This is a genomic window from Campylobacter sp. W0014 (assembly GCF_020135975.1).
In the GTDB taxonomy this organism is placed as follows: Bacteria; Campylobacterota; Campylobacteria; order Campylobacterales; family Campylobacteraceae; genus Campylobacter_D.
Genome location: NZ_JACHTR010000003.1, coordinates 13,254 through 33,937 on the forward strand (window position 1 = coordinate 13,254; position 20,684 = coordinate 33,937).

21 protein-coding genes and 3 pseudogenes are annotated in these 20,684 nt (G+C 31.2%); 7 read left to right on the forward strand and 17 right to left on the reverse strand.

Features of this window, described 5'->3' with window-relative positions; translation table 11 throughout:
* Positions 1 to 6 precede the first annotated feature (6 nt).
* Positions 7 to 429, forward strand: a complete 423-nt coding sequence (locus H2277_RS01370; RefSeq protein ID WP_337200619.1) for a Sua5 YciO YrdC YwlC family protein — start codon at positions 7 to 9, stop codon at positions 427 to 429.
* Here H2277_RS01370 and H2277_RS01375 read toward each other — a convergent pair.
* The 8 genes from H2277_RS01375 to lpxB are packed head-to-tail and all read right to left on the reverse strand — an operon-like array spanning position 415 to position 8,122.
* Entirely contained in the window at positions 415 to 1,398 is a 984-nt protein-coding gene (locus H2277_RS01375; protein ID WP_337200620.1) for a transaldolase, read from the reverse strand. The genes H2277_RS01370 and H2277_RS01375 overlap by 15 nt on opposite strands.
* A complete protein-coding gene (serB, locus tag H2277_RS01380) occupies positions 1,398 to 2,021 on the reverse strand; it encodes a phosphoserine phosphatase SerB (RefSeq protein ID WP_337200621.1) in 624 nt (207 codons plus the stop codon). Before serB ends, H2277_RS01375 begins: the two co-directional genes overlap by 1 nt.
* On the reverse strand, positions 2,021 to 2,545 hold the full coding sequence (locus H2277_RS01385) for a chemotaxis protein CheW (protein ID WP_337200622.1): 525 nt from the start codon (positions 2,543 to 2,545) through the stop codon (positions 2,021 to 2,023). Before H2277_RS01385 ends, serB begins: the two co-directional genes overlap by 1 nt.
* Positions 2,546 to 2,549: 4 nt before the next feature.
* Positions 2,550 to 4,820 carry a chemotaxis protein CheW gene (locus H2277_RS01390; RefSeq protein WP_337200623.1) on the reverse strand — a complete coding sequence of 757 codons (2,271 nt, stop codon included), beginning with the start codon at positions 4,818 to 4,820 and terminating at the stop codon, positions 2,550 to 2,552.
* Positions 4,821 to 4,823: 3 nt separating this feature from the next.
* Entirely contained in the window at positions 4,824 to 5,777 is a 954-nt protein-coding gene (locus H2277_RS01395) for a chemotaxis protein (RefSeq protein WP_337200624.1), read from the reverse strand.
* Positions 5,770 to 6,528: a metallophosphoesterase gene (locus H2277_RS01400; protein ID WP_337200625.1), complete on the reverse strand. Its 759-nt coding sequence runs from the start codon at positions 6,526 to 6,528 to the stop codon at positions 5,770 to 5,772. Before H2277_RS01400 ends, H2277_RS01395 begins: the two co-directional genes overlap by 8 nt.
* 2 nt (positions 6,529 to 6,530) lie before the next feature.
* Positions 6,531 to 7,016, reverse strand: a complete 486-nt coding sequence (gene greA, locus H2277_RS01405) for a transcription elongation factor GreA (protein WP_137621905.1) — start codon at positions 7,014 to 7,016, stop codon at positions 6,531 to 6,533.
* Positions 7,017 to 7,027: 11 nt separating this feature from the next.
* Positions 7,028 to 8,122 (reverse strand): lipid-A-disaccharide synthase, encoded by a 1,095-nt coding sequence (gene lpxB / locus H2277_RS01410; RefSeq protein ID WP_337200626.1) that lies wholly within the window; start codon positions 8,120 to 8,122, stop codon positions 7,028 to 7,030.
* Between the two features lie 144 nt (positions 8,123 to 8,266).
* Here lpxB and zupT point away from each other — a divergent pair, with 144 nt between their 5' ends.
* Complete coding sequence (zupT, locus tag H2277_RS01415) at positions 8,267 to 9,142, forward strand: zinc transporter ZupT (protein WP_337200627.1); 876 nt, start codon at positions 8,267 to 8,269, stop codon at positions 9,140 to 9,142.
* 256 nt (positions 9,143 to 9,398) lie between these two features.
* Here zupT and H2277_RS01420 read toward each other — a convergent pair whose 3' ends face one another.
* Positions 9,399 to 9,632 (reverse strand): protein kinase, encoded by a 234-nt coding sequence (locus H2277_RS01420; RefSeq protein ID WP_337200716.1) that lies wholly within the window; start codon positions 9,630 to 9,632, stop codon positions 9,399 to 9,401.
* A 209-nt stretch (positions 9,633 to 9,841) separates the two neighbouring features.
* Entirely contained in the window at positions 9,842 to 10,594 is a 753-nt protein-coding gene (locus H2277_RS01425) for an extracellular solute-binding protein (RefSeq protein ID WP_337200628.1), read from the reverse strand.
* Between the two features lie 86 nt (positions 10,595 to 10,680).
* Here H2277_RS01425 and pepT point away from each other — a divergent pair.
* Positions 10,681 to 11,913 (forward strand): annotated as a pseudogene (pepT, locus tag H2277_RS01430) (peptidase T).
* Here the strand turns inward: pepT and dcuC are convergent.
* The 5 genes and pseudogenes from dcuC to H2277_RS01460 all read right to left on the reverse strand — a co-directional run bounded on the left by dcuC (position 11,903) and on the right by H2277_RS01460 (position 16,215).
* Positions 11,903 to 13,188 (reverse strand): annotated as a pseudogene (dcuC, locus tag H2277_RS01435) (C4-dicarboxylate transporter DcuC). The pseudogenes pepT and dcuC overlap by 11 nt on opposite strands.
* Before the next feature lie 13 nt (positions 13,189 to 13,201).
* Positions 13,202 to 13,907 (reverse strand): annotated as a pseudogene (gene pepE, locus H2277_RS09265) (dipeptidase PepE).
* Positions 13,908 to 14,035: 128 nt separating this feature from the next.
* On the reverse strand, positions 14,036 to 14,608 hold the full coding sequence (locus H2277_RS01450) for a cytolethal distending toxin subunit A (RefSeq protein ID WP_337200631.1): 573 nt from the start codon (positions 14,606 to 14,608) through the stop codon (positions 14,036 to 14,038).
* On the reverse strand, positions 14,609 to 15,415 hold the full coding sequence (locus H2277_RS01455; protein WP_337200633.1) for a cytolethal distending toxin subunit B family protein: 807 nt from the start codon (positions 15,413 to 15,415) through the stop codon (positions 14,609 to 14,611).
* Entirely contained in the window at positions 15,412 to 16,215 is an 804-nt protein-coding gene (locus H2277_RS01460) for an RICIN domain-containing protein (protein WP_337200634.1), read from the reverse strand. Before H2277_RS01460 ends, H2277_RS01455 begins: the two co-directional genes overlap by 4 nt.
* Before the next feature lie 167 nt (positions 16,216 to 16,382).
* Here H2277_RS01460 and surE point away from each other — a divergent pair, with 167 nt between their 5' ends.
* The 4 genes from surE to H2277_RS01480 are packed head-to-tail and all read left to right on the forward strand — an operon-like array spanning position 16,383 to position 18,910.
* Positions 16,383 to 17,153, forward strand: coding sequence for a 5'/3'-nucleotidase SurE (gene surE, locus H2277_RS01465; protein WP_337200635.1), 771 nt, complete (start codon positions 16,383 to 16,385; stop codon positions 17,151 to 17,153).
* A complete protein-coding gene (locus H2277_RS01470) occupies positions 17,150 to 17,806 on the forward strand; it encodes a ThiF family adenylyltransferase (RefSeq protein ID WP_337200717.1) in 657 nt (218 codons plus the stop codon). Before surE ends, H2277_RS01470 begins: the two co-directional genes overlap by 4 nt.
* Positions 17,803 to 18,561, forward strand: a complete 759-nt coding sequence (gene blaOXA, locus H2277_RS01475; protein WP_337200636.1) for a class D beta-lactamase — start codon at positions 17,803 to 17,805, stop codon at positions 18,559 to 18,561. Before H2277_RS01470 ends, blaOXA begins: the two co-directional genes overlap by 4 nt.
* Positions 18,562 to 18,586: 25 nt before the next feature.
* A complete protein-coding gene (locus H2277_RS01480) occupies positions 18,587 to 18,910 on the forward strand; it encodes a type II toxin-antitoxin system RelE/ParE family toxin (RefSeq protein WP_337200637.1) in 324 nt (107 codons plus the stop codon).
* A 40-nt stretch (positions 18,911 to 18,950) separates the two neighbouring features.
* On the opposite strand, the gene H2277_RS01485 is transcribed toward H2277_RS01480, so the two are convergent.
* Together H2277_RS01485 and H2277_RS01490 are read right to left on the reverse strand one after the other, a co-directional pair.
* Positions 18,951 to 19,802 (reverse strand): hypothetical protein, encoded by an 852-nt coding sequence (locus H2277_RS01485; protein WP_337200638.1) that lies wholly within the window; start codon positions 19,800 to 19,802, stop codon positions 18,951 to 18,953.
* A gap of 2 nt (positions 19,803 to 19,804) precedes the next feature.
* Complete coding sequence (locus H2277_RS01490; RefSeq protein ID WP_337200639.1) at positions 19,805 to 20,683, reverse strand: sulfate/molybdate ABC transporter ATP-binding protein; 879 nt, start codon at positions 20,681 to 20,683, stop codon at positions 19,805 to 19,807.
* Between the last annotated feature and the right edge of the window lies 1 nt (position 20,684).

The following is a 20,684-nucleotide window of genomic DNA, read 5'->3' on the forward strand; positions in this document are numbered from 1 at the left end:
ATATTTATGATCTATTTGGCGCAAACAGATACAACGGCTGGTTTTTTAAGTAAAAATTTAGAAGAAATAAATACCTTAAAAGGCAGGGCTAAAAATAAGCCTTGTCTTATCACTTCGGCAAAATTTAGCGAGTTAAAAAATCTCACAAGAGTGCCAAAGGGTTTTAAAAATTTAGTGCGTCGTGCTAAAAAAACTACTTTTATTTATCCTAATCATCAAGCTATTCGCATTGTTAAAGATTGCAAGCATGCTGAATTTTTATTTCAAAATGGTTTTTTTTACTCGAGTTCTGCCAATAAACATGGAAAGAAATTTGATGAAATTTGGGCTAAAAGCGTAGCTGATGTGATTTTAGATAAAGTTTTTTTTGAAAGCACTCCCTCTAAAATATTAAAAATTAGAGGGAGTAAAAAGTTAAAAATCCGATAAAGCTTTTAAAATTTCTTCAAAAGCTATGCAAAATTGCTCTAAGCCTTCTTGCAATAAAACATCATAAGATTGCTTTAATTCATCTTCTGTGATTATTTGATCAAGTTGTGTTTTAATTTCTGTATTGTTTAGCGGATTTTTAAAATCAAATTTCCAATCAAAAGCTTTAATAGCATCAAGTGGAGCAGTATTTACGCTATTTTCAAAAAGAAGTTCTTTGATATAATAATCTTTTGGTAGGTCATCCCCTTTTACTCCAGTGCTAGCAAAAAGTGCGCGGATATTAGGTTCATTTTGGCTTGCAATGTAATTATAGGCTAAATTTGCATTTAAGATGCCTATGCGATTTTGTTCTTTTGCTTTTGCATTTAAGAGTCTATCAAAACGACTTACAAAGATACTGATTACAGCTTTTGGAGTGTTTAGATTTCCTTTTAAGTGAGCTTGAGATTTTCTAAAATCTATCAAGCCTTGGTTAAGAGCTTCAAAGCATTGTTTATTTTGTTCTTGTGAAAAAATCAGCGTTGCATTGACATTGATACCATTTTTCATGAGTTCATACATGACTTCATAAGAAGCTTTGGTTGCTGGAACTTTAATCATAACATTTTCTTTAGCAATGGCTGTATAAAGTTTTTTTGCTTCTTCTAAACTTAAGGCAGTATTATCATAAAGTCTTGGATCTATTTCTATACTGATAAAACCATCGTTTTTTTGATAAAATAAAGGAGCAAGTTTATCAGCAGCTTTTTTGATATCATAAATAGCAAGTTCTTCATAAATTTCTTTTGCCTTTTTTTCTTTTAATCCAGCGATTTTGCTTTGATAAATTGGAGAATTTAAAATAGCATTTTTAAAAATTACGGGATTGGAAGTTGCACCATTAATCCCAAGAGATAATAGGTTTAAAAAATCATAATCTAAAAAATTATTTTCAATAAAATCACACCATAAAGAAAAATTTTTCATTATATAGCCTTTATTATTTCTTTTAAATCTTTTTTGTTTATGCAAATATCGGCTTTAGATTGCAAAAGTTCATTGGCACAAAATGCAATTTTTAAGCCACTTTCTTCAAACATAGCAATATCATTAAAGCCATCTCCAACGCACATAACCTCTTCATTTTTTAAACGAAGTATTTTTTTGAGTTTTTGAAGCATTAAACCCTTAGAATTTAAAAACATCATTTCTCCACCTACATATCCAGTGAGAATATCGTTTTTATGATGCAAATGATTGGCAAAACCTGCATCAATATTTAATTTTTGCATTGCAGGGTTAATGCCTTCATAAAAACCACCGCTAAAAATAACTAAAAATATGTTTTTAGATTTTAAAAATTCGCAAAGTTCATAAGCTCCATTCATTAGAGGAAGCATTTGTCCTATTTTTAAAACTTCTGTATAAGACATGCCTTTAAGGTAAGATACTTTTTTAACAAGAATTTCAAAAAAATCAAATTGTTTGTCGGAATTAGTATAGGTGATATTTTTTACTTCATCACCTACACCATAAGAATCGGCTAAGATATCTATAGTTTCACCATCCATTAAAGTGGAATCAAAATCAAAAATACAAAGCTTTATCATTAAAATTCACGTTTAAGTAAAGCTTCAACCTTTAGAATAGTTAAAATATTTTCATCTCTTTTGCCTATTCCGTATATCATGCCTTTTTCTTTAAGTAAAGTTTCAGGTGGTGGATCAATGCGGCTTCTATGTATTTTAATAGCCTCTGTTAATCTATCTATAACAAAACCAGCGTTTCCAGACCCATTGCTACCGGCATCAGTCGAACCCCTTAAAACAATATAGCGAGTTTGAGGGGTCATTTTTGAACTACCTAAATGAAAACGTTGCGCTAAATCAATAAGTGGCATAACATTACCACGCATATTAAACACGCCTAGAACATAATCAGGTACACTTGGAACTCTTGTATATTCTATAGGTTTAATGATTTCTTGAATATTAAGGATCGGAATAGCATATTCTTCATCCCCAACCACAAATCCAACAAGTTGGATAATATCATCTTCTTTTTGATCGATATCAGGACCAGCTATCTGAGTTTGCTGTTTTTGCAATATTTGCTCTAATTTTTCATTACTCATATTCTTATCCTAGTTTTAAATTTTTTCTCACCACATTTTCCAAATATTCTGGAGAATAAGGTTTTGTAATATATTCAGTCATACCCACTTCTACTCCTCTTAAACGGTCTGTCTTGCTTGTTCTAGAGGTTACAGCTATAAGTGGCAGGTTGCGATATTTAGAATATTTCCTAATTTCAGCTGCTAAAGTATAACCATCCATTCTCGGCATTTCAATATCTATAAGCATAGCATCGATATCATGTTCGCCAGATTTTACAATATTAAGCGCTTCGGCTCCATTAGTTGCTTCGATTAAGCTTACCCCAAGTGGCTCTAATGCTTTTTGCATTAAAGTTCTATCCATCTTAGAATCATCCACAATTAAAACTTTATAATCACTTGGCTGTTCTTTTGCTTTTTTTGAACTTGCTTCAAGTTGAGCTTTAATGTCAACTTTGATTTCTTTAGCCATATCCATCATAGCACCCACATCAATAATTAATGTTACTCTACCATCGCCACGTATTGTAGCTCCGGCTATACCTTGGATATTTTGTAAATATTCTCCCATAGATTTAATAACAATTTCTTCTTGCCCTACGAGTGTATCTACTATAATACCAAGCTTACTTTCAGCCACACCAATAACTACAACATAGGTTTGATCGCCGCTTTCAAGAACCTGTTTTACGCCAAATACATCAGAAAGCCTTACAAGAGACAAGACCTCATCTCTTAAGCGCAATACATTTTTACCCTCAATGGTGTAAATATCGTTTACAGGCACTCTAACAGTTTCAAGAACGCTTGCTAAAGGAATAGCATAAAATTCTTCTTGGGTTCCTACAAGCAAGGATTGGATAATAGCCAAAGTAAGAGGAATTTTAAGTTTAAAGGTGCTTCCTTTGCCCAATTCGCTATCAATTTCAATTACACCGTTTAGTTTTTCAATATTGGTTTTAACAACATCCATTCCAACACCGCGCCCAGAAACATTGGTAACTTTAGCTGCAGTTGAGAAACCTGGTTTGAAAATAAGTGCAAAAGCTTCTTTATCTGTCATTTGATCCGCTTCTCTTTCTGTGATCAAATTCTTTTCCATAGCTTTTGCTTTTAGAGCATTTGGATCAAGTCCTTTACCATCATCAGTAATTTCAACAACTATGTGGTTTCCTTCATTGTAAGCTTTAAGTTGTACAATACCTTTTTCAGGTTTACCATTAGCTATACGAGTTGCTGGATCTTCTACTCCATGATCACAAGAATTTCTAATCATGTGCATGATTGGATCACCAATTTCTTCGACGATAGATTTATCAAGCTCTGTTTCTTCACCCGAAATTTCAAGTTCTATTTGTTTGCCAAGATCGCGACTTAAATCACGAACAACTCTTGGAAATTTATTGAAAACTTTTGCAATAGGTTGCATTCTAGTTTTCATAACCGCTAATTGAACATCTGTTGTGATTATGCTAAGTTGACTCACAACTTGATTAAGTTCTTCAAGAAATTTTTCACCCTCATAACGTTCTTCGACATCATCATAAATTTTAAGCAAACGGTTTTTGCCAAGAACAAGCTCTCCAATTAGATTCATCAAGTGATCTAATCTTTTAACTTCAACGCGGATAGTTTGATCCATACCACCTCCACTACTTGAAGCAGGAACTTTTTTGTCACTATTTTCTGTTTTTTGAGGAGTTGATGTTGCTAAATTTTGATTTTTTTTTGTACGACGTGCCTGGTCTTCAGCTTTTCTTACTTTTAGTAATCTTTCTATTTCAGCTTCTACTTCGGAATCGCTTAATTGATTAACATCCACTTCTGGTTCTTGCGCAGGTTCTTCTTTAGGAGTTTCTACCGGCTTTTCTTCCACTGGTGTTGAATTTCCAGCTGGGGTTTCTCCTTCGGAAATTGCAGTCAATCTTGTGCAAATTGGTTTTATATCCATACCTATAGCTGTATCATTTCCATTATCACGGATAGAATTAAGCAATGTTTTCATCCTATCGATGGATTCCAAAACTACATCCATAATATCTGGAGTAATTTTTAATTCCCCATGTCTTGCTTTATTTAAAACATCTTCCATGTGATGAGTTAATTTTGTTAAGACATCAAAATTTAAAAAGCTCGATGAACCTTTTACTGTGTGCGCAACACGGAAAATTCTATTAAGCAAATCCAAATCTTCTGGATTTGATTCAAGTTCTACCAAATCATGGTCGATTTGCTCAACTAGCTCAAAAGCTTCAACTAAAAAGTCTTCAAGTATTTCTTGCATATCTTCCATATTTTACCCCTGTTCTTGTGATTGGTGTTTTTTTAAAACTTTAGTTACTTCACTAAAGAAATCGCTAGCATTAAATTTAACTAAATAGCCTTCCCCTCCAGCTTCTTGGACGCCTTTTTCATTCATAAATTCATTGGACAATGATGAGTTAAAGACAATAGGAATATCTTTAAATCTTATATCATTTTTAAGACGTGCTGCAAAATGAAAACCATCCATTTGAGGCATTTCTACATCACTGATTATAATTTTTAAAGTATTGCATAAATTTTCTCCATAAACTTGACTAAGTTCTTCAAGTTTACTTAAACCTTCAATTCCATCTTTTGCTTCTATAACTTGTAAGCCAAGTTGTTGCATCATTTCTTTTACGCGTTTTCTAGCTGTTAAACTATCATCTAAGATAAGTGCTGTTCCGCTAAATTTCTCCAATTTGTAATCAACGTCAATTTTAGGTGAGTAAATTCCTAACTCTTCTATGACACTTTCTAGATCAAGTATTAGCAGTACTTCATCATTTTCTATACGCGTAACTCCAGTAATTTTGCCTTTATCCAGAGCGCCAGAACCTGCTGAAAAGCTTGCTGGTTCTATATCTCTCCAATTGATACGGCGAATCCTTTTAGCTTCATGCACAATAAAACCTATAAGAATATTGCTAAATTCAGTAATAATTACCCTAGGTTTTAGTAAAGTGCTTTCTGGCTCGGTGATTTGCATCCATTTAGCAAGATTAACCACGGGAATAACGATACCGCGAAGATCAAATATCCCTTCGATGTATTCAGGTACTCCTGGGAGTTCTGTAAGGGTTGGAATTTTGATAATTTCTCTAACCTTAGAGACATTTACTCCATAAATTCCTTCATAAATCTTATCTTGTCCTTGCTTAAAGATACGGAAATCGACAAGCTCCATTTCATTTGAACCCGTTTTCACGATATTTTCATCAAACATTTTGACCCCTCAATTTCTGTTCTCGAAATTCAATTTCTTGTTTGTATTCTACTAAAAAAAAACTTTCCTTATGTGCAAAACTATCAGGATTAAAATATTTAATGTCTTTTTTATCGATAATAAAATTTTGATGATAATGCCCTTCACACACCCAAGAGCCTAAATTTCTATATTTTAGATATCTTTCATTGGCTAAATTTTCAAAATTTTTTATCTTATAAAATAGATTTTTTCGATTTTGATTTTTTAAGATTTTTTTTGATATAGCGTTAAAACTGATTTGATTTATCCAGTTTAAAAATACAAGCAAATAATGATTTCTAAGGATTTTGAGTGCAAATTGAAGACATGGAGATAAAAAAATATCACCATGTGCTAAAAAAATATAGAAATTTTCATTTTTAACTTTACTTGTGTGCAATTTAAGTTTCAAAGGTTGTTTTTCTAGGGAAAAAATTTTTACCTTTTCAAAAAAGCAAGCAAGATTAAAATCATGATTTCCTTCAAGGTAGATTATTTCCATCTTTTGTGCTAATTCTTCAAGTAGATAAATATAAGGTTTTGCAAATTCATGAGTGGCAGAAATTTCTCCGATGAGCAGATCAAAAATATCACCCATTAATATGAGTTGAGGTGTGGAAATTTCATTATTTTTTAAAGCCTGTAAAAATTTCCAAAAACCTCTTCGTTGATTATTTTCATGTGCATCGGCAATTAAAATTGCCTTATTTTGTAAGATTAATTCTTGCATTCTTAGAATTTCAAAGGTTCATAGCTAATAGAAACGATCTCAAATTCGCTTTCACCTTTAGGTAAGCGAACTTTAAATTCATCGCCTTCTTTTTTTCCAAGCATAGCTTTTGCTATAGGTGAAGCAATGGAAATGTAACCTTTATCCAAATTTCCTTCACAAATTCCAACAAGAGTGTATTTGCTTTCTTTTTCAGTATCTAAATCCATAATCACAACACTAGATCCAAATTTTACGCTATCGTGTTCATAACTTGCAGGATCTATAACTTGCGCACGAGCTAGCAAATCGCTAAGTTCTGCTATGCGACTTTCGATTAAGGCTTGTTTTTCTCTAGCTGCGTGGTATTCTGCATTTTCTTTTAGATCCCCATGGCTTCTTGCAGTGTCGATTTCTATGACGACTGCTGGGCGTTGATTGTCTTTTAAGTCTTTTAATTCAGCAACTAATTTATCATATCCAAATTGACTCATTGGTTCTTTTTGCATAATTTATCCTTTTAATTTTCATCAAGTATTTTAGCTAAATTTTTTGCACTTCCAAATTTTAAATACTGTTTTAAAAAATTAACTTTAACAAAAAAACTCTTATAATCGTATTTAAGATAAGCTTGATATAAATTTTCTACATTGACTTCATTTTGTAAGAATTCAGGGTTTAACTCTTCTTTTCCTGCAAAATCGCAAAAAATATTTGCAAGGCCGATGTGTTTTAACTTCACAAAAAGCCTTGCTATAAAAATATCAATAGCCTTTGCTTTGTAAGCAAGAACAAAAGGAGTTCCGACCAAAGCTGCCTCCAAAGTTGCTGTGCCACTGCAAATAAAGGCAAAATCTGATTTTTTTAAAACTTTAGGTGTATTACTCTCTATTTTAAATTCGCTAATATCGCCATAAAGATCGAGTTTGTTAAGATTAAAAGGAGGGATACAAAGGATCTTTTCACCTTGAAAATTTTTAGAAAGCTCTTTAAAAATAGGCATTAAGCGTTTGATTTCACTTCTTCTTGATCCAGGTAAAAAAGCAACGATTTTTTCATGTTCTTTTTTTGAAAGTAGAACTTGTGTATCTTTTTCATCTTTAAATTCTTTGATTTCGTCCAAAAGTGGGTGCCCAACGTAAATACTTTTGCTAAAAAACTGATCATCAAAAGGCAAAATAGAGGCTAAAACATCAAAATGACTTTCTATGATAGGAATTCTTCCTTTTTTCCATGCCCAAACTTGAGGTAAGATATAATAAATTCTTTTTATCTTAGAATCGGCTTTTTTGAAAGCTTTTGCAAAAGGGATGTTAAAAGCGGGAGAATCTATACATAAAATCGCATTTATTTTTTGCGTAAAGCTTAAATGGACTAATTCTTTTATCGCGCGTTTTGCTTTAAAGATAAGAGGCAAGATCTCTACAAAACCCATAGCGCTAAATTCGTGTGAGCTATAGAGGGGTTTTGAGTTTAGATTAAATTCATCGCATAAGCTTTCATCATAAATTCCCACTAAATCAAATTCTTTACACTCATCTTTATAGGCTTTTAAAACTTCTTTTAAATGCAAATTTGCTGAAGGTTCTAAGGCGCAAACGAGAAAGGTTTTCATTTTTCCCTCTTTTAAATTTTTAGAAAAAGAATCATAGCTAATTTTCACTTAAAGAATTTGCTTGAAAATTAAAATCATATATTATTAATAATTATTGTCAATAAATAAATTCTTACTTAATATTTTTCTGATATAATCTTTATCATGGAATTTACAATAAATCAAATTTTAGCAGCGATGGTTTTGACTATTTTGGCAGGATTTTCAACAGCTATTGGTTCAGTGATAGCATTTTTCAGCAAAAATGATAATCTTAGAATCCTTTCTTTTGGACTTGGCTTTTCTGCTGGCGTGATGATATATATCTCTTTCATGGAAATTTTACCTTCATCTTTTATGGATTTTAAAAAACATTATAATTCAAATTATGGAGAGCTTTTAGCGCTTTTGTGTTTTTTTGGAGGAATTTTTTTATCGGCTATCATTGACAAATTTATCCCTGAAGATGTTAATCCGCACGAACCAAAAGAAGATTTAAGTGAGCTTAAAATTTGTCCTTTACCTAAGAAAAATGAAAAAGCTCCTGCTTTTCATGCAGGAGAACCTCTTAAAAAAATTAATACAAAGGCTTTAAAAAGAACGGGAATTTTTACCGCGCTTGCTATAGCAATACATAATTTTCCTGAAGGTTTTGCGACTTTTATTTCAAGCATTGATAATCTTAATTTTGGTATAGCTATTGCTGTGGCTGTAGCAATACATAATATCCCAGAAGGAATGGCAGTTTCTTTGCCGATATATCATGCTACAAATGATAAGAAAAAAGCCTTCATTTATTCGGCACTTTCTGGTGTAGCAGAGCCTATAGGAGCATTTGTTGGAGCATTTTTGATTTTACCCATTATGAATGAACTTACTTTGGCTATTACTTTTGCTATGGTGGCTGGGATTATGGTATTTATTTCTTTTGATGAGCTATTACCTGCTGCAAAAACTTATGATAAAGCCCATGATAGTCTTTATGGATTAGTTTTTGGTATGGCTGTGATGGCAATAAGTCTTATTTTATTAAATCCTTAAGTTAAATTAAGGATTTAAAAACATCTCGTTTTAATTTTTTGCTGATTTTTTAATTAAAAGGGTATCAATATCATCATTTTGTGTTCTAACAGGAATTTTGGATATTTTATCCTCAAGATTATCCAAAACAAGTCTTTGCATTTTATCGTTTAGTGCTTTAAACCATTTATAAAATTTATCCAATTCTTCACACTTGATAGAGCTAGGATATTTTTGTATGTCAAAATTATTTTTAACAATTATCTTAACTACCCCATCAACATCTACGAGAATATTTTTCTCTTATATCTCTATGTATAATGCTTTTTTCTTCTATATAAGCAAAGACCTCAATTAGCTGCATAACAATAGAATTTAAATTTTCTAAGTTATTTTCATCATTAAAATATTCTTTAATATTTTTTGCTTGTATATATTCCATTATAATATAAGCTGTATAAATATTTTCATAAGGATAATAATTAAAAATTCTAACAATATTTTTTATGATTTAACTTATATAGAATTTTTATCTCATCTAATTTTCATTAAGATATCTAAATTTAATTTGTCTTTTGTATTGGTAAATGGGTGGTTTTGTAAAAATTTTGCAGACATTGTTTTAAATTATCTTGTTTTTCAAAAATTATTTAATTCCCTGAAGGTTAAAATTATAGTAGCGAAATTTGACCTAAAATGCAGAGAAAATCTCTGCGTAAATTATTTTCTATATCCGTATTTTTTAAATATTTTATAAGCATCATCGCTTTTAAGATAAGTGATAAAATCTTGAATTTGTTTATCTGCATCATTTTTTGCGACTATGTTGAAAGTTCTATATACGACTAATTTTTTTTCGATATTGACAACGTCGCCATAGTCCGGATTTGCCTTAGCCCAATCGATCCAAGTGATCCACGCATCCGCTTTTTTTTCTAAAAATAATTTTTTAGCAGCACCGCTGTTAGGGGTGAAAGCAATGATATTGTTTCTAAAATCTTGAATCATTTTTATATTTTGAGTTCTTCCTATCATATCTTCCCAAACGCCTGTTCCTGAAGTATTGCTTTTTCCTGCACCTTCTGGGACAACGATTTTCACTCCTTTTTTAGCAAGATCTTCTAAGCCTTTGATTTTTAGAGGATTGCCTTTTTGAGTAAGAATGATCGCTTTTCTAAAATACAATGGTTCGATTTTTTTAACATCAAATTTTTTATCAAAATCTGTTGTAATGGCTAAAGCTGATTGATCTGAAGCACCAAATAATATATCCGCATCTTTTTTTGCTTTTTCGATCCAACTAGCTTGAGGACCAAAGGTAAGATTGACTTTTACGCCGGTTTTTTTCTCGTATTTTTTTGCTATTTCTTGTAAAGCAAAGTGAGGGCCACCTGGACCATACATATTAACATCTGCAAAAGCTAAACTTGCAAAAACCGCACAAGCACCAAATAAATTTAATATTTTTTTCATTTTTCATCCTAAAAATTTAATGAAATGCAATTATAATACAAGATGATTAATTCTTTTTCCTGAAATGAAAAATTTAAGGAGTTTTTATGGATATCGCCCAAAGATTTATAAATTATACTAAGATCAATACCACAACCAATAAAGAAAATGGTTTAGCAGGTATTATGCCTTCAAATTCCAATGAAATGCAACTGGCTAGTTTGCTAGAAAAGGAACTTCAAGAGCTTGGATTGAGTCAGATTGTTAAAAGATCAAATTCTATCACAACAGCACTTTTACCTGCAAATGTTTCCAATACACCCCGTATAGCTTTTTTTGCACATTTAGATACTAGTAGTGAGCAAAAAAATGACACTAAAGTACAAATCACGCATTATGAAGGTGGGGATATTTGTCTCAATAAAGAATTAGATCTTTATCTAAGAGAAAGTGAATTTGAAGAGCTTAAAAATTACAAAGGCGATGATATTATCCATACTGATGGAACGAGTTTGCTAGGTGCGGATAACAAAGCTGCCATCGCTGCGATTATGGATATGCTTGAATTTTTGTTAAAAATCCTTCTTTAAAACATGGGGATATCATTGTGGGCTTTTTGCCTGATGAAGAGCAGGGGTTAAGAGGGGCTAAGGCTTTTGACGTGAAAGAAATTAACGCTGATTTTGGGTATTGTTTGGATTGTTGCGGTATAGGTGAGTTTATCTATGAAAATTGGAATGCTGGAGATGCTATAGTAACTTTTCAAGGAGTTTCAGCACACCCTATGAGTGCAAAAGGTAAGCTTGTAAATTCACTGATTTTAGCCCATCAATTTATCTCTATGCTGCCAAGGGGTGAGGCGCCTGAATACACGGAAGGCAAGGAAGAGTATTTTTGGGTGAAAGAAATAAATGGAAATAGCGCAAAAACGATTTTAAAAATAGACATTAGAGAATTTGATGAGGAAAAATATAAGCAAAGAATGCAATTCTTGCAAGATTTATGCGATTCTTGTAAAAAAATGTGGGGTGAGCAAAGGATACAAATTCATTTATCAAATCGTTATAAAAATGTTTTTAATGCCTTAAAAACTACGGATTGTCTCCCTGTAAAACTGGCTTTAAAAGCTTATGAAAATTTAGATATAAAGGCATATTATTCCTATGCGTGGCGGTTATGATGGAGTTGTACTATCTGAAAAAGGGCTTATGTGTCCAAATATCTTTACTGGAGCACATAATTTTCATTCTATTTATGAATACTTGCCACTTAAATCTTTAAAAGCAGCAAGTAAAGTTTTACAAGAAATTATTCTTTTAGCTAGTGAAATTAAAGCATAATAAAAGCGATCTCTAAAAGAGAAATGATCGAGCCTAGCGCAGTTCTTTTTACAATTTCTATGGTATTTATCCCTGCGATACCCACTACAATAATACTTGCCGCCATAATAGGTGAAACAACCCTTCCAAGCACCCCAGCGACTGTAGCTACCATGCCTAATGCTACTTGATCAAAGCCTAAATCTTTAGCGCGTATAGTGATTGACTGATTAAAAGCCATAGTTGGCGCATCGCCTGAACCTGTTACCATAGCCATTAAAAAAGGTATAAAGGTTCCTCCAAATCGGACATAATGCTGCTCATTTTTTAAAAATTCAATCACAGCCTTAGTAGCCCCGCAAGCTTCCAAACCTGCAGCAAAAACACTTGCAGCAACGATAATACCCACAACATTAGCATAAGAACTTCCCATACCATTGAAAAATTCTTGACAAATTTTACTAGGACTACTCATGGTTACAACCATAGCCAAAATAGCACCTAAAAGCATAGCTTCTGCCACTTGAATTTTAGTTGTCCAGTTTAAAATAGGATTTAAAATTTCAATTTTTGGTAAATCACTCGCACCGACGATCAAAATAACAATAGGAACTAAAGGCATCAAAGCATATAAGAAATTTGCTTTTTTAATTCCCTCTTCGGTTTGTGTTTTGCTTTCATAAACTGCTCCTTTTTGATAATCTTTAAAAATAAGAGCCATAATGATTAAACAAATACAAGTAATGATTCCAGAAACAAAAGTAAAATTAAATTGAACACTTAAAACTTGAGACTCATATCAGCGATGATGCCATTATGAGAAGTACCAGGGCTTAAAGCACTTCCTAAAGTTCCACTTACAACCGCAGTCGCTGCCATAGCAGGTTTAATTCCAGAAGCCATCAATAAAGGGATTAAAGTTGCTCCAACAGCCGCAGAACAACCGGCCGCAGAAGGTATAGCAATGGAAATAAAAAAAGTTATGATAAAAGCGATAGGGATTAAGAAAAAACCTAAATTTTTTAAAGGAGCGGTGAGCAATCGAACTAAATGAGCATCACATCGAGTGAATTTCATCACAAAGGCAAAACCCATACTCGCACAAATGGCTTTAAGCAAAGAGGCTTGAGTCATTGAAGAAGTAAAGGCATTTAAGGCATCAATTGGTTTTAAAGAAACCAAACAAAGGATAAAACCAACACCAAATAAAGTTGTTTTTGTTTCTGCTTTTTTAATGAGTAAAATAACAGTTGCTAAAGTTCCTAAAGCTGCTAATATCAAATAAAAATTATGCATTTTAATTCCTTGTTTAATAAGGGTATTCTTGGTTAAGTTCTAAAATTGTGCTTTTCATAAGGTATTCAAATTTAAGCACTGGATTATGCCCTATAATTTTAACTTTATCATCTTTTATTCTAAGAGCTAATCCTTCAGGTATGGCGTAAATTTTTTCTTGAGGATTGGCGATTAAAAATTCTTCTAAGCGTTCTTCTCGACTTTCTCCATTGTGTCCTTGAATTTTACCGCTGATAAAATGAGGATTGTTTTGATGAGGAAAAAGGTTGAGTACATTAAAACTTTGAGGCATGATAATTGGCATATCGTTGGTTGTTTTTATGCTTTTTCCTGCTATATTTGATCCAGCACTCCAGCCGATATAACAAGCTCCTTCTTTGACGCGTTGAACTAGACAATCTAAAAGATCGTATTCATAAAGTTTAGATAAAAGCATAAAAGTATTGCCTCCACCGACTAAAATGACTTTAGCTTTTAAAAATAGCTTCTTTAGAGTGATTATGACGATGTATAGAGACGATATTTTCTTGATTTAAACTTTCTTTTACTTTTGTCTCATATTCATCATTATTTCTTCTTACTCCTGCATAAGGGATAAAAAGTATTTCTTCATTTAACAAATCGCATTCTTTTAAAAAATCTTGTATATGGGTTTTAGCATGAGTTAAATAACCAGTATTTTGATAACTTGAACTGCTTAAAAGCAAAAGATTTAACATAAAAATTTCCTTTTTAAAATAATTTTTTAGCAATTATAGCAAATAAAGCTTGATTTTTTAAAAAATATTTTTTAAACGTTTTTAGTTTATTTATAAAAATTAATAATTAATTTACCTAAAAAGGTAAATTAATTAAGCGGAGTTGCTTCAACGATGGCAGGAGTGAAAAATAGCAATTGAGAAGGATCAATAAAAAAACCAGGACCAATGATACATTTTTTAATACCTATGCGTTTTTCTAAGGCAACTTGTGGATTATAAAAAGTTGAAATACATTCAACTCCACCTAAAACTAAAGAACGAATTTGTACCGCAGAACTTGTTGTCGGCATGATGGAAAAAACAGTTTCTAGTTTTTCATCTTCTAAATCTCCTTTGCAAGATTTAGCCCCAAAAAAACCACTTTCTAAAATGGCCAAACATATATCATCATCGTTTGGATTAACAAATTGAACGTATCCAAAAGGAAGTTTATCAGCGAGTGTATCTTTAGTTTTCAATTTATCGCTTAAAGTGATCTCTCTTAGTATCCAGTTTTGATCTGTTAAATCTTGCGAGGTTTCTCTAAAAACACTGATAGAAATTCCTGTTTCAAGAGATCTTATTGCAAACATAGGTGTATAATCAGGTAAGTCTCCTTTGGGTTCATTTCCGAAAGCTAAGCCCATAAATACAATACATAATACTAAAATTTTTTTCATTTAAAATCTCCTAAAATTTACTGGAAAATGATCAGAAGCTAAAAAACTTCTAATACCCGCTAAAGCTAATACAGCTGTAATTAAAGGAGGTCTATAAGCTGCAGCTTGATTAGAATTTCCTGTAACAGCATAATCAATTGTATTGCCAGAGGTTTGTGTAAAAGAAGGAGGATATACAACATTAATACGTCTTCTCAAATCAGCATCTAATAAAGGAGTTAATTGATCAGGATTGCGATTAAAATCTCCCATAATCATCCAATTAATATCAGGCATATTTCTAAAATGCATATCCACAGCTGTTACTATAGCGCCTGCATCATTTCCACCCCTAGCTAAGGCATGAATGCTGAAAAAAACATCATTACCTATTCTAATTCCTATAATAGGTCTTGAAGCCACAGTTGGAGGAGGTAATACTATAACCTCATCAGCTCTTATTCTACTCACTATTGCCATATTAACGCGGTTAGCTCCAACGTCTACTCTTGAGTAATAAATATAAGCAATATTTGGACGAGATAAAGATCCTAAATTCCATTCATACTCATGTATAGGAATTCCAACACCTACAGGTTGAACTTGTCTTGGAGTCATCGTAGCAGTTGCTGGTAAAACTCCTGCTTCTTGTATGGCGACTATATCTAAAGGATTATCTCCAGTTACAAGTTGTCTTACGCTTATATTCCATTTGCTTTCAGTTGAGGCTGAAGAACCTTGCATATTCCAAGTTCCAGTAGAATAGTTTTCTAGGGCTCCAAAAACAAAACTAATATTAAAAATTAATAGCAAGATTATTTTTTTCATATTTGCTCCTTAAGATAAGGTGAATTTGTTCCATAGCTGGGTGTTGTAATATACCATTGTTTATCTAAGGTTGTTTCACCAGCTTTAGCGCAATCTTGCAAAAAGATTTTGTAAGAACTGAAATCAAATTCATACATAACATTTTTTACTGGAGTTTGTATACATTGTTCTGTGCCGATATTTTTAATCTGATAAGCTCCATTACTCATAGGAATGAGTTTCCAAAATTGTGCTTGATTGCTTTGATCGCAAGGATAATGCACTATACCATTGCCATAAGCATTTAGACAAGTATTGGTTTGAGCATTTTTTATCATAACAATATCGCTGGTAAATTCGATCAATTGCCAAACTCTGGCATCTCCTAATTTTCTGCTATTATATAAACTGTAGCCCCATATCCAATTTCCTGGATTAACACCCCATATAGTAAGCGCTGCTCCATTAGGATTCATAATAGTAATAAAATCACTCGTGTAACTAATACCTCCAACGGCGGAAACATCATTAAATTCACCATTTGATTTTAATCTTGGTCTTGGAATTTCTGTCGAATTAGCATCAGCAGAATCAAAGCGAATAACAGGCGGTACTAAAGGGATGGCTGGAAATTTTTCTCCTTCAACTAAACTAGGAGTACTTTGCTCTGCTGGTTTAGTCGGTTCTTTGCCAATTTTTAAAGGATCGCTATCATACATTTCTCCATAAGAGCGTCCTAAGGGATTAAGTTCTTTAGTTGAACAAGCTGAAAATACTATAGTAAAAACTAAAAAAAATAAACCATATTTGATTTTTTTCATGAGCAGTCCTTAATTTTGATATTTGGTATCATAACATAATTTATAAGAATTTAATTTGAAATTAAATTGTGGATTGAAAAGTAATAAAAATTATTATTTTTTGTATATAATTTTAATTTACTTTTTTTGAAAATAATTTCTTTATTTAAATTACAACAAGGCTGAAAATGAAAGAAATTCTTATTACTAATGATGATGGCTATGAAAGCAAAGGCTTGAAAAAACTTGTTGAGATGCTGAAAAAAGAATTTAAAGCAAAGATAACTGTAGTTGCACCTTCAAATGAAAAATCAGCTTGTTCTCATTCTATTACTTTGATAAGACCTCTTCAGTTTGTTAAGGTTAAAAAAAGATTTTATAAGTTAGACGATGGAACTCCTGCGGATTGTATCTATTTAGCTTTGCATGCCTTTTATAAGAAAAAATTACCCGATCTTGTTATAAGTGGGATCAATAAAGGTGCAAATGTGGGAGAGGATATTACGTATTCTGGGACTTGTGCAGGAGCTATGGAGGCTGTTTTACAAGGAGTCCCAGCTATCGCTTTTTCGCAATTTTATAAAAACAATGAAAAAATAGATTATAAAATCGCTTTAAAAATTATAAAAAAACTTGTGAAAAAAATTTTTAATCAAGGATTTCCTTTAGATAAAAAAGAATTTTTAAATGTGAATTTTCCATCCTCAAAAACCAAATTTAAAGGGATTAAAATCGCTAAAGTTGGAAAAAGAATTTATAATTATAAAGCTCATTGCAATGTTAATCCAAGGGGAAAGAAGTATTTTTGGCTTGCGAGTGCTAATTTGGATTTTGAAGAAGAAAAAAAATCCGATATTGCCCTTTTAAAGAAAGGTTATGCGACTATTACACCTATAATGCTTGATTTAACGGCTTATAAAAAATTAAAACAAACAAAAAAATGGATGAAGGAAAAATAATGAATGATAGATTTACGCGTATAAAATGGTTAATTACAGAAGAAAATTTAGAGAAAATTTCTCAAACTAAAGTTTTAGTTTGTGGTCTTGGAGGAGTTGGTGGAATTTGTGTTGATGCGTTGTTTAGAAGCGGTTTTACAAATCTTACTTTAATCGATGGGGATTGTTTTGAGGTTACAAATCAAAATCGCCAAATTCATAGTGAGCACATAGGCGAGGAAAAAGCAAAAGTTTTTGAAAAAATTTATAAAGCACAGGGCATTGTAGCAAGAATTGATCAAGAATTTCTTGATCAATTTGATTTAAGTTCTTTTGATCTTATCATTGATGCGATTGATGATATCCCTGCTAAAGTGGCGTTGGCTAATAGGATTGATTTTAAAAAGCAAATTTTTATTTCTTCCACAGGTGGAGCAAGAAAGCTTGATCCTACGCGTATTAAAACGACAAGTATTTTTAAAACTTATGGTGATGCTTTGGCGAAAAAATTTCGCTATGAGCTTAGAAAATCGGATTTTAATCAAGATTTTGACGTGGTTTTTTCAGATGAAGCGCCTTGCTGTAAGGATCTTGGTTCTTTTATGGGAGTTACAGCTTCTTTTGGCTTGGCTTTGGCTTCTTTGGCACTTAAAAAAGTTATAGATAAAAAATGATAAGAGTATTTGTTTTATTTTTACTTTTTCAAAATTTTATTTTTGCTAAAAATTTACCAGATTTTTTTAAAGAGCAAAATCTTAGCGGAGTAATGATTGTTTATGATGGTGAAGAGTTTTTGAGTAATGATTTTTTAAAAGCTAAAGAGCGTTTTTCTCCAGCTTCTACTTTTAAAATTTTTAATGCTTTAATCGCTTTAAATTCTCATATACTCAAGGATACAGGTGAAGTTTTTTATCATTATAAAGGCGAAAAAGTCTTTTTAGCTTCTTGGGCACAGGATGCGAATTTAACTTCAGCCATAAAAAGATCTCAAGTACCTGCTTTTAAAGAACTTGCTAGAAAAATAGGCAAAGAAAGAATGCAAGAAAATTTAAACAAGCTTGATTATGGTAATAAAAAAATTTCTAAAATCGATACTTTTTGGCTTGATAATACTTTACAAATTTCAGCCAAAGAACAATCCGCTTTACTTTTTAAACTTGCCAATTTAAAACTTCCTTATTTTAAAAAAATTCAAGAAGAAGTCATTAAAACGATCGAGTTAAGACAAAATGATGATTTTATTCTTTATGGTAAAACAGGCTTTAATGATGGCATTGCTTGGATTGTAGGATTTGTTTATTTGAAAAAATTTCATTCTTATCAGTCTTTTGCGCTTAATGTTAAAATTTCAAATTTTAAAGATTTATATAAAAGAGAAGAAATTTTAAATCAATATTTAAATTATTTATTTAAGGATTTGAAAAAATAAAATATTGACAAATTAAAGGTTTGTTGTGTATGAAATCGTTTATTATAATAATAAAATCACCAAATTTATAAACAATCTTGAGCCAAATTATAAAGAAAAAGCTTATAAAATGATACAAGAATTAGCCATAAACGGCAACAAGCTTGATGAGCAACATAGCAAAACAAGATGTGATGATATTTTTAAGATAAGATTAAAAACTCCAAGACATTCGATCAGAATTTTTTATGCTTTTGAAACGAAATTATTTATTTTGCACGCCTATGCTAAAAAAGACAATGCGACTAAAAATAAAGATCTTGAAATTTGTGTTAAGAGATTAAAAGATATTAAAAGAATGCTTGCTTAGCTATTCTTTTAAATCTTTTTTTATAAATTACATTTTTCCATCAATATAAAGTACAATGCACATCAGGTTCATTTACAAGCTTGTAAGAAACATAGCCTAAAATAGGTTTAAATTTTTCATCTTGTATTTGAAAAAATATAACATAACCATTGTAAGTGATTTCTTTTTGATTGATTTTTTTGGATTTTTCTAAAGTTTTTTCTTTAAATTTCTTATATTCTTTAATATGTTTTTTGCTGAGTTTTTCTAGAACTTCATCTTCTTTTTTTACTAAAAACTCATTATCAAAATAAAAATAATCAAAATCTATATCACTCACAGCAAAAATTTTATTATCAGTTAATGTTTTAGCATTGTTAATAAAAGGATAACGTTCATAAGCCTTATAAAAAGCATACAATATTTTTTTATTTGTTTCATTGGAATATGCTAACCAAGTATCATCTTCACTTGCAAGAACTTTTTTATAAGCATCGATATATTTTTGGGTATTTTTTTCATATTCTTGAGTGAATTTTTTATATTCTTCATTTTTGCTGTCAAATAATTTATTATATATTTGAGAAAAATACTTTTCACGTTTTTTAAAATAAGAAATTTCATGTTTAATCTCGTTTAAAATTTCATTAGTAGTTTTTGAATCTAGATTCAATTGAGATTGACATAAATCTACAAGTTTACAAAAAGAATGCTTTGAATTTTTACTTGTTTTCTTATCAATTTTACTTAAAAGCCACATTGGAGGATAAAGCACTCCAAGAGCAGTAAGTCCTACAGCAGAAACTGCTATTGAGGGTGCAAATGCTATGCTGTAGCCTACTATTTCAGTTGTTTTTTGACTGCATCCACTGATAAATAAAATGCAAATTAAATTTATGATGATTTTTTTCATTTTTATTCCTTCTTGTTTATTTTCCCTACAATGATAGGATTAAAAGCTTTTATTGAAAGTAAAAGCGTATCGCCGATTTTTACATCTTGATAATCTTTTAAAAATTCTTCCTCGCTGAGTGTGATTTTAACGATGTTTTGATTTAAAAGTAGGGTGAAAATGATCAAAATATCGCTTTTTTTAATCTCAAGTAAAGTCGCGCTAAAGCGTAATTTTGCGCTTAAATTTGCTTGTGTAAAAAATTCATTTTTGGGTAAATTTTTAATGATCTTGCCATTTTGAATTTCTATGATTTTATGGCTTAGTTTGTAAATTTCGGCTATATCGTGACTTACAAATAAAGTTGTGATTTTAAAATGATGTAAAATTTTTGCAAGTTCATCTTGCAAATTCATACGCATTTTAAAATCTAAAGCATTTAAAGGTTCATCTAAAAGCAAAATTTTAGGCTCTGTTATTAAGGCTCTTGCTAGAGCAACTCTTTGGGCTTGTCCGCCTGAAAGTTCTTTAGGATATGCTTTGGCTAATTCTTTTAAATTCATAAGCTCTAAAAATTCATTGATTTTTTTTTCATTTTTATTTGCGTAGCTTAAATTTTCTTTGACATTCATATTAGGAAATAAAGCATAATCTTGAAACATAAAGCCTATTTTTCTTTTTTGTATGTTTAGATTGATATTTTTTTTATGATCAAACCAAATTTCATTATCTACTTCTAAGTAGCCGCAATTTGGTTTGATTAACCCCGCTATGATTTTAAGCAAGGTTGTTTTTCCAACCCCACTTTCTCCAAAAATAGCTGTGATTTTGCCTTGATCAATGTGGGTTTTAAATTCAAAATTTTTAGTATTGACTTGATATTTTAGATCTATTTTTAGCATT

Coding starts and splice junctions, on each gene's coding strand:
- H2277_RS01485 (WP_337200638.1), bottom strand. CDS start 19,802: ATGAAAAAAATCATCATAAATTTAATTTGCATTTTATTTATCAGTGGA.
- H2277_RS01395 (WP_337200624.1), bottom strand. CDS start 5,777: ATGTTTGATGAAAATATCGTGAAAACGGGTTCAAATGAAATGGAGCTT.
- blaOXA (WP_337200636.1), top strand. CDS start 17,803: ATGATAAGAGTATTTGTTTTATTTTTACTTTTTCAAAATTTTATTTTT.
- greA (WP_137621905.1), bottom strand. CDS start 7,016: ATGCAAAAAGAACCAATGAGTCAATTTGGATATGATAAATTAGTTGCT.
- H2277_RS01400 (WP_337200625.1), bottom strand. CDS start 6,528: ATGCAAGAATTAATCTTACAAAATAAGGCAATTTTAATTGCCGATGCA.
- H2277_RS01375 (WP_337200620.1), bottom strand. CDS start 1,398: ATGAAAAATTTTTCTTTATGGTGTGATTTTATTGAAAATAATTTTTTA.
- serB (WP_337200621.1), bottom strand. CDS start 2,021: ATGATAAAGCTTTGTATTTTTGATTTTGATTCCACTTTAATGGATGGT.
- H2277_RS01370 (WP_337200619.1), top strand. CDS start 7: ATGATCTATTTGGCGCAAACAGATACAACGGCTGGTTTTTTAAGTAAA.
- H2277_RS01385 (WP_337200622.1), bottom strand. CDS start 2,545: ATGAGTAATGAAAAATTAGAGCAAATATTGCAAAAACAGCAAACTCAG.
- lpxB (WP_337200626.1), bottom strand. CDS start 8,122: ATGAAAACCTTTCTCGTTTGCGCCTTAGAACCTTCAGCAAATTTGCAT.
- H2277_RS01450 (WP_337200631.1), bottom strand. CDS start 14,608: ATGAAAAAAATTTTAGTATTATGTATTGTATTTATGGGCTTAGCTTTC.
- zupT (WP_337200627.1), top strand. CDS start 8,267: ATGGAATTTACAATAAATCAAATTTTAGCAGCGATGGTTTTGACTATT.
- H2277_RS01460 (WP_337200634.1), bottom strand. CDS start 16,215: ATGAAAAAAATCAAATATGGTTTATTTTTTTTAGTTTTTACTATAGTA.
- H2277_RS01425 (WP_337200628.1), bottom strand. CDS start 10,594: ATGAAAAAAATATTAAATTTATTTGGTGCTTGTGCGGTTTTTGCAAGT.
- H2277_RS01390 (WP_337200623.1), bottom strand. CDS start 4,820: ATGGAAGATATGCAAGAAATACTTGAAGACTTTTTAGTTGAAGCTTTT.
- H2277_RS01490 (WP_337200639.1), bottom strand. CDS start 20,683: ATGCTAAAAATAGATCTAAAATATCAAGTCAATACTAAAAATTTTGAA.
- surE (WP_337200635.1), top strand. CDS start 16,383: ATGAAAGAAATTCTTATTACTAATGATGATGGCTATGAAAGCAAAGGC.
- H2277_RS01455 (WP_337200633.1), bottom strand. CDS start 15,415: ATGAAAAAAATAATCTTGCTATTAATTTTTAATATTAGTTTTGTTTTT.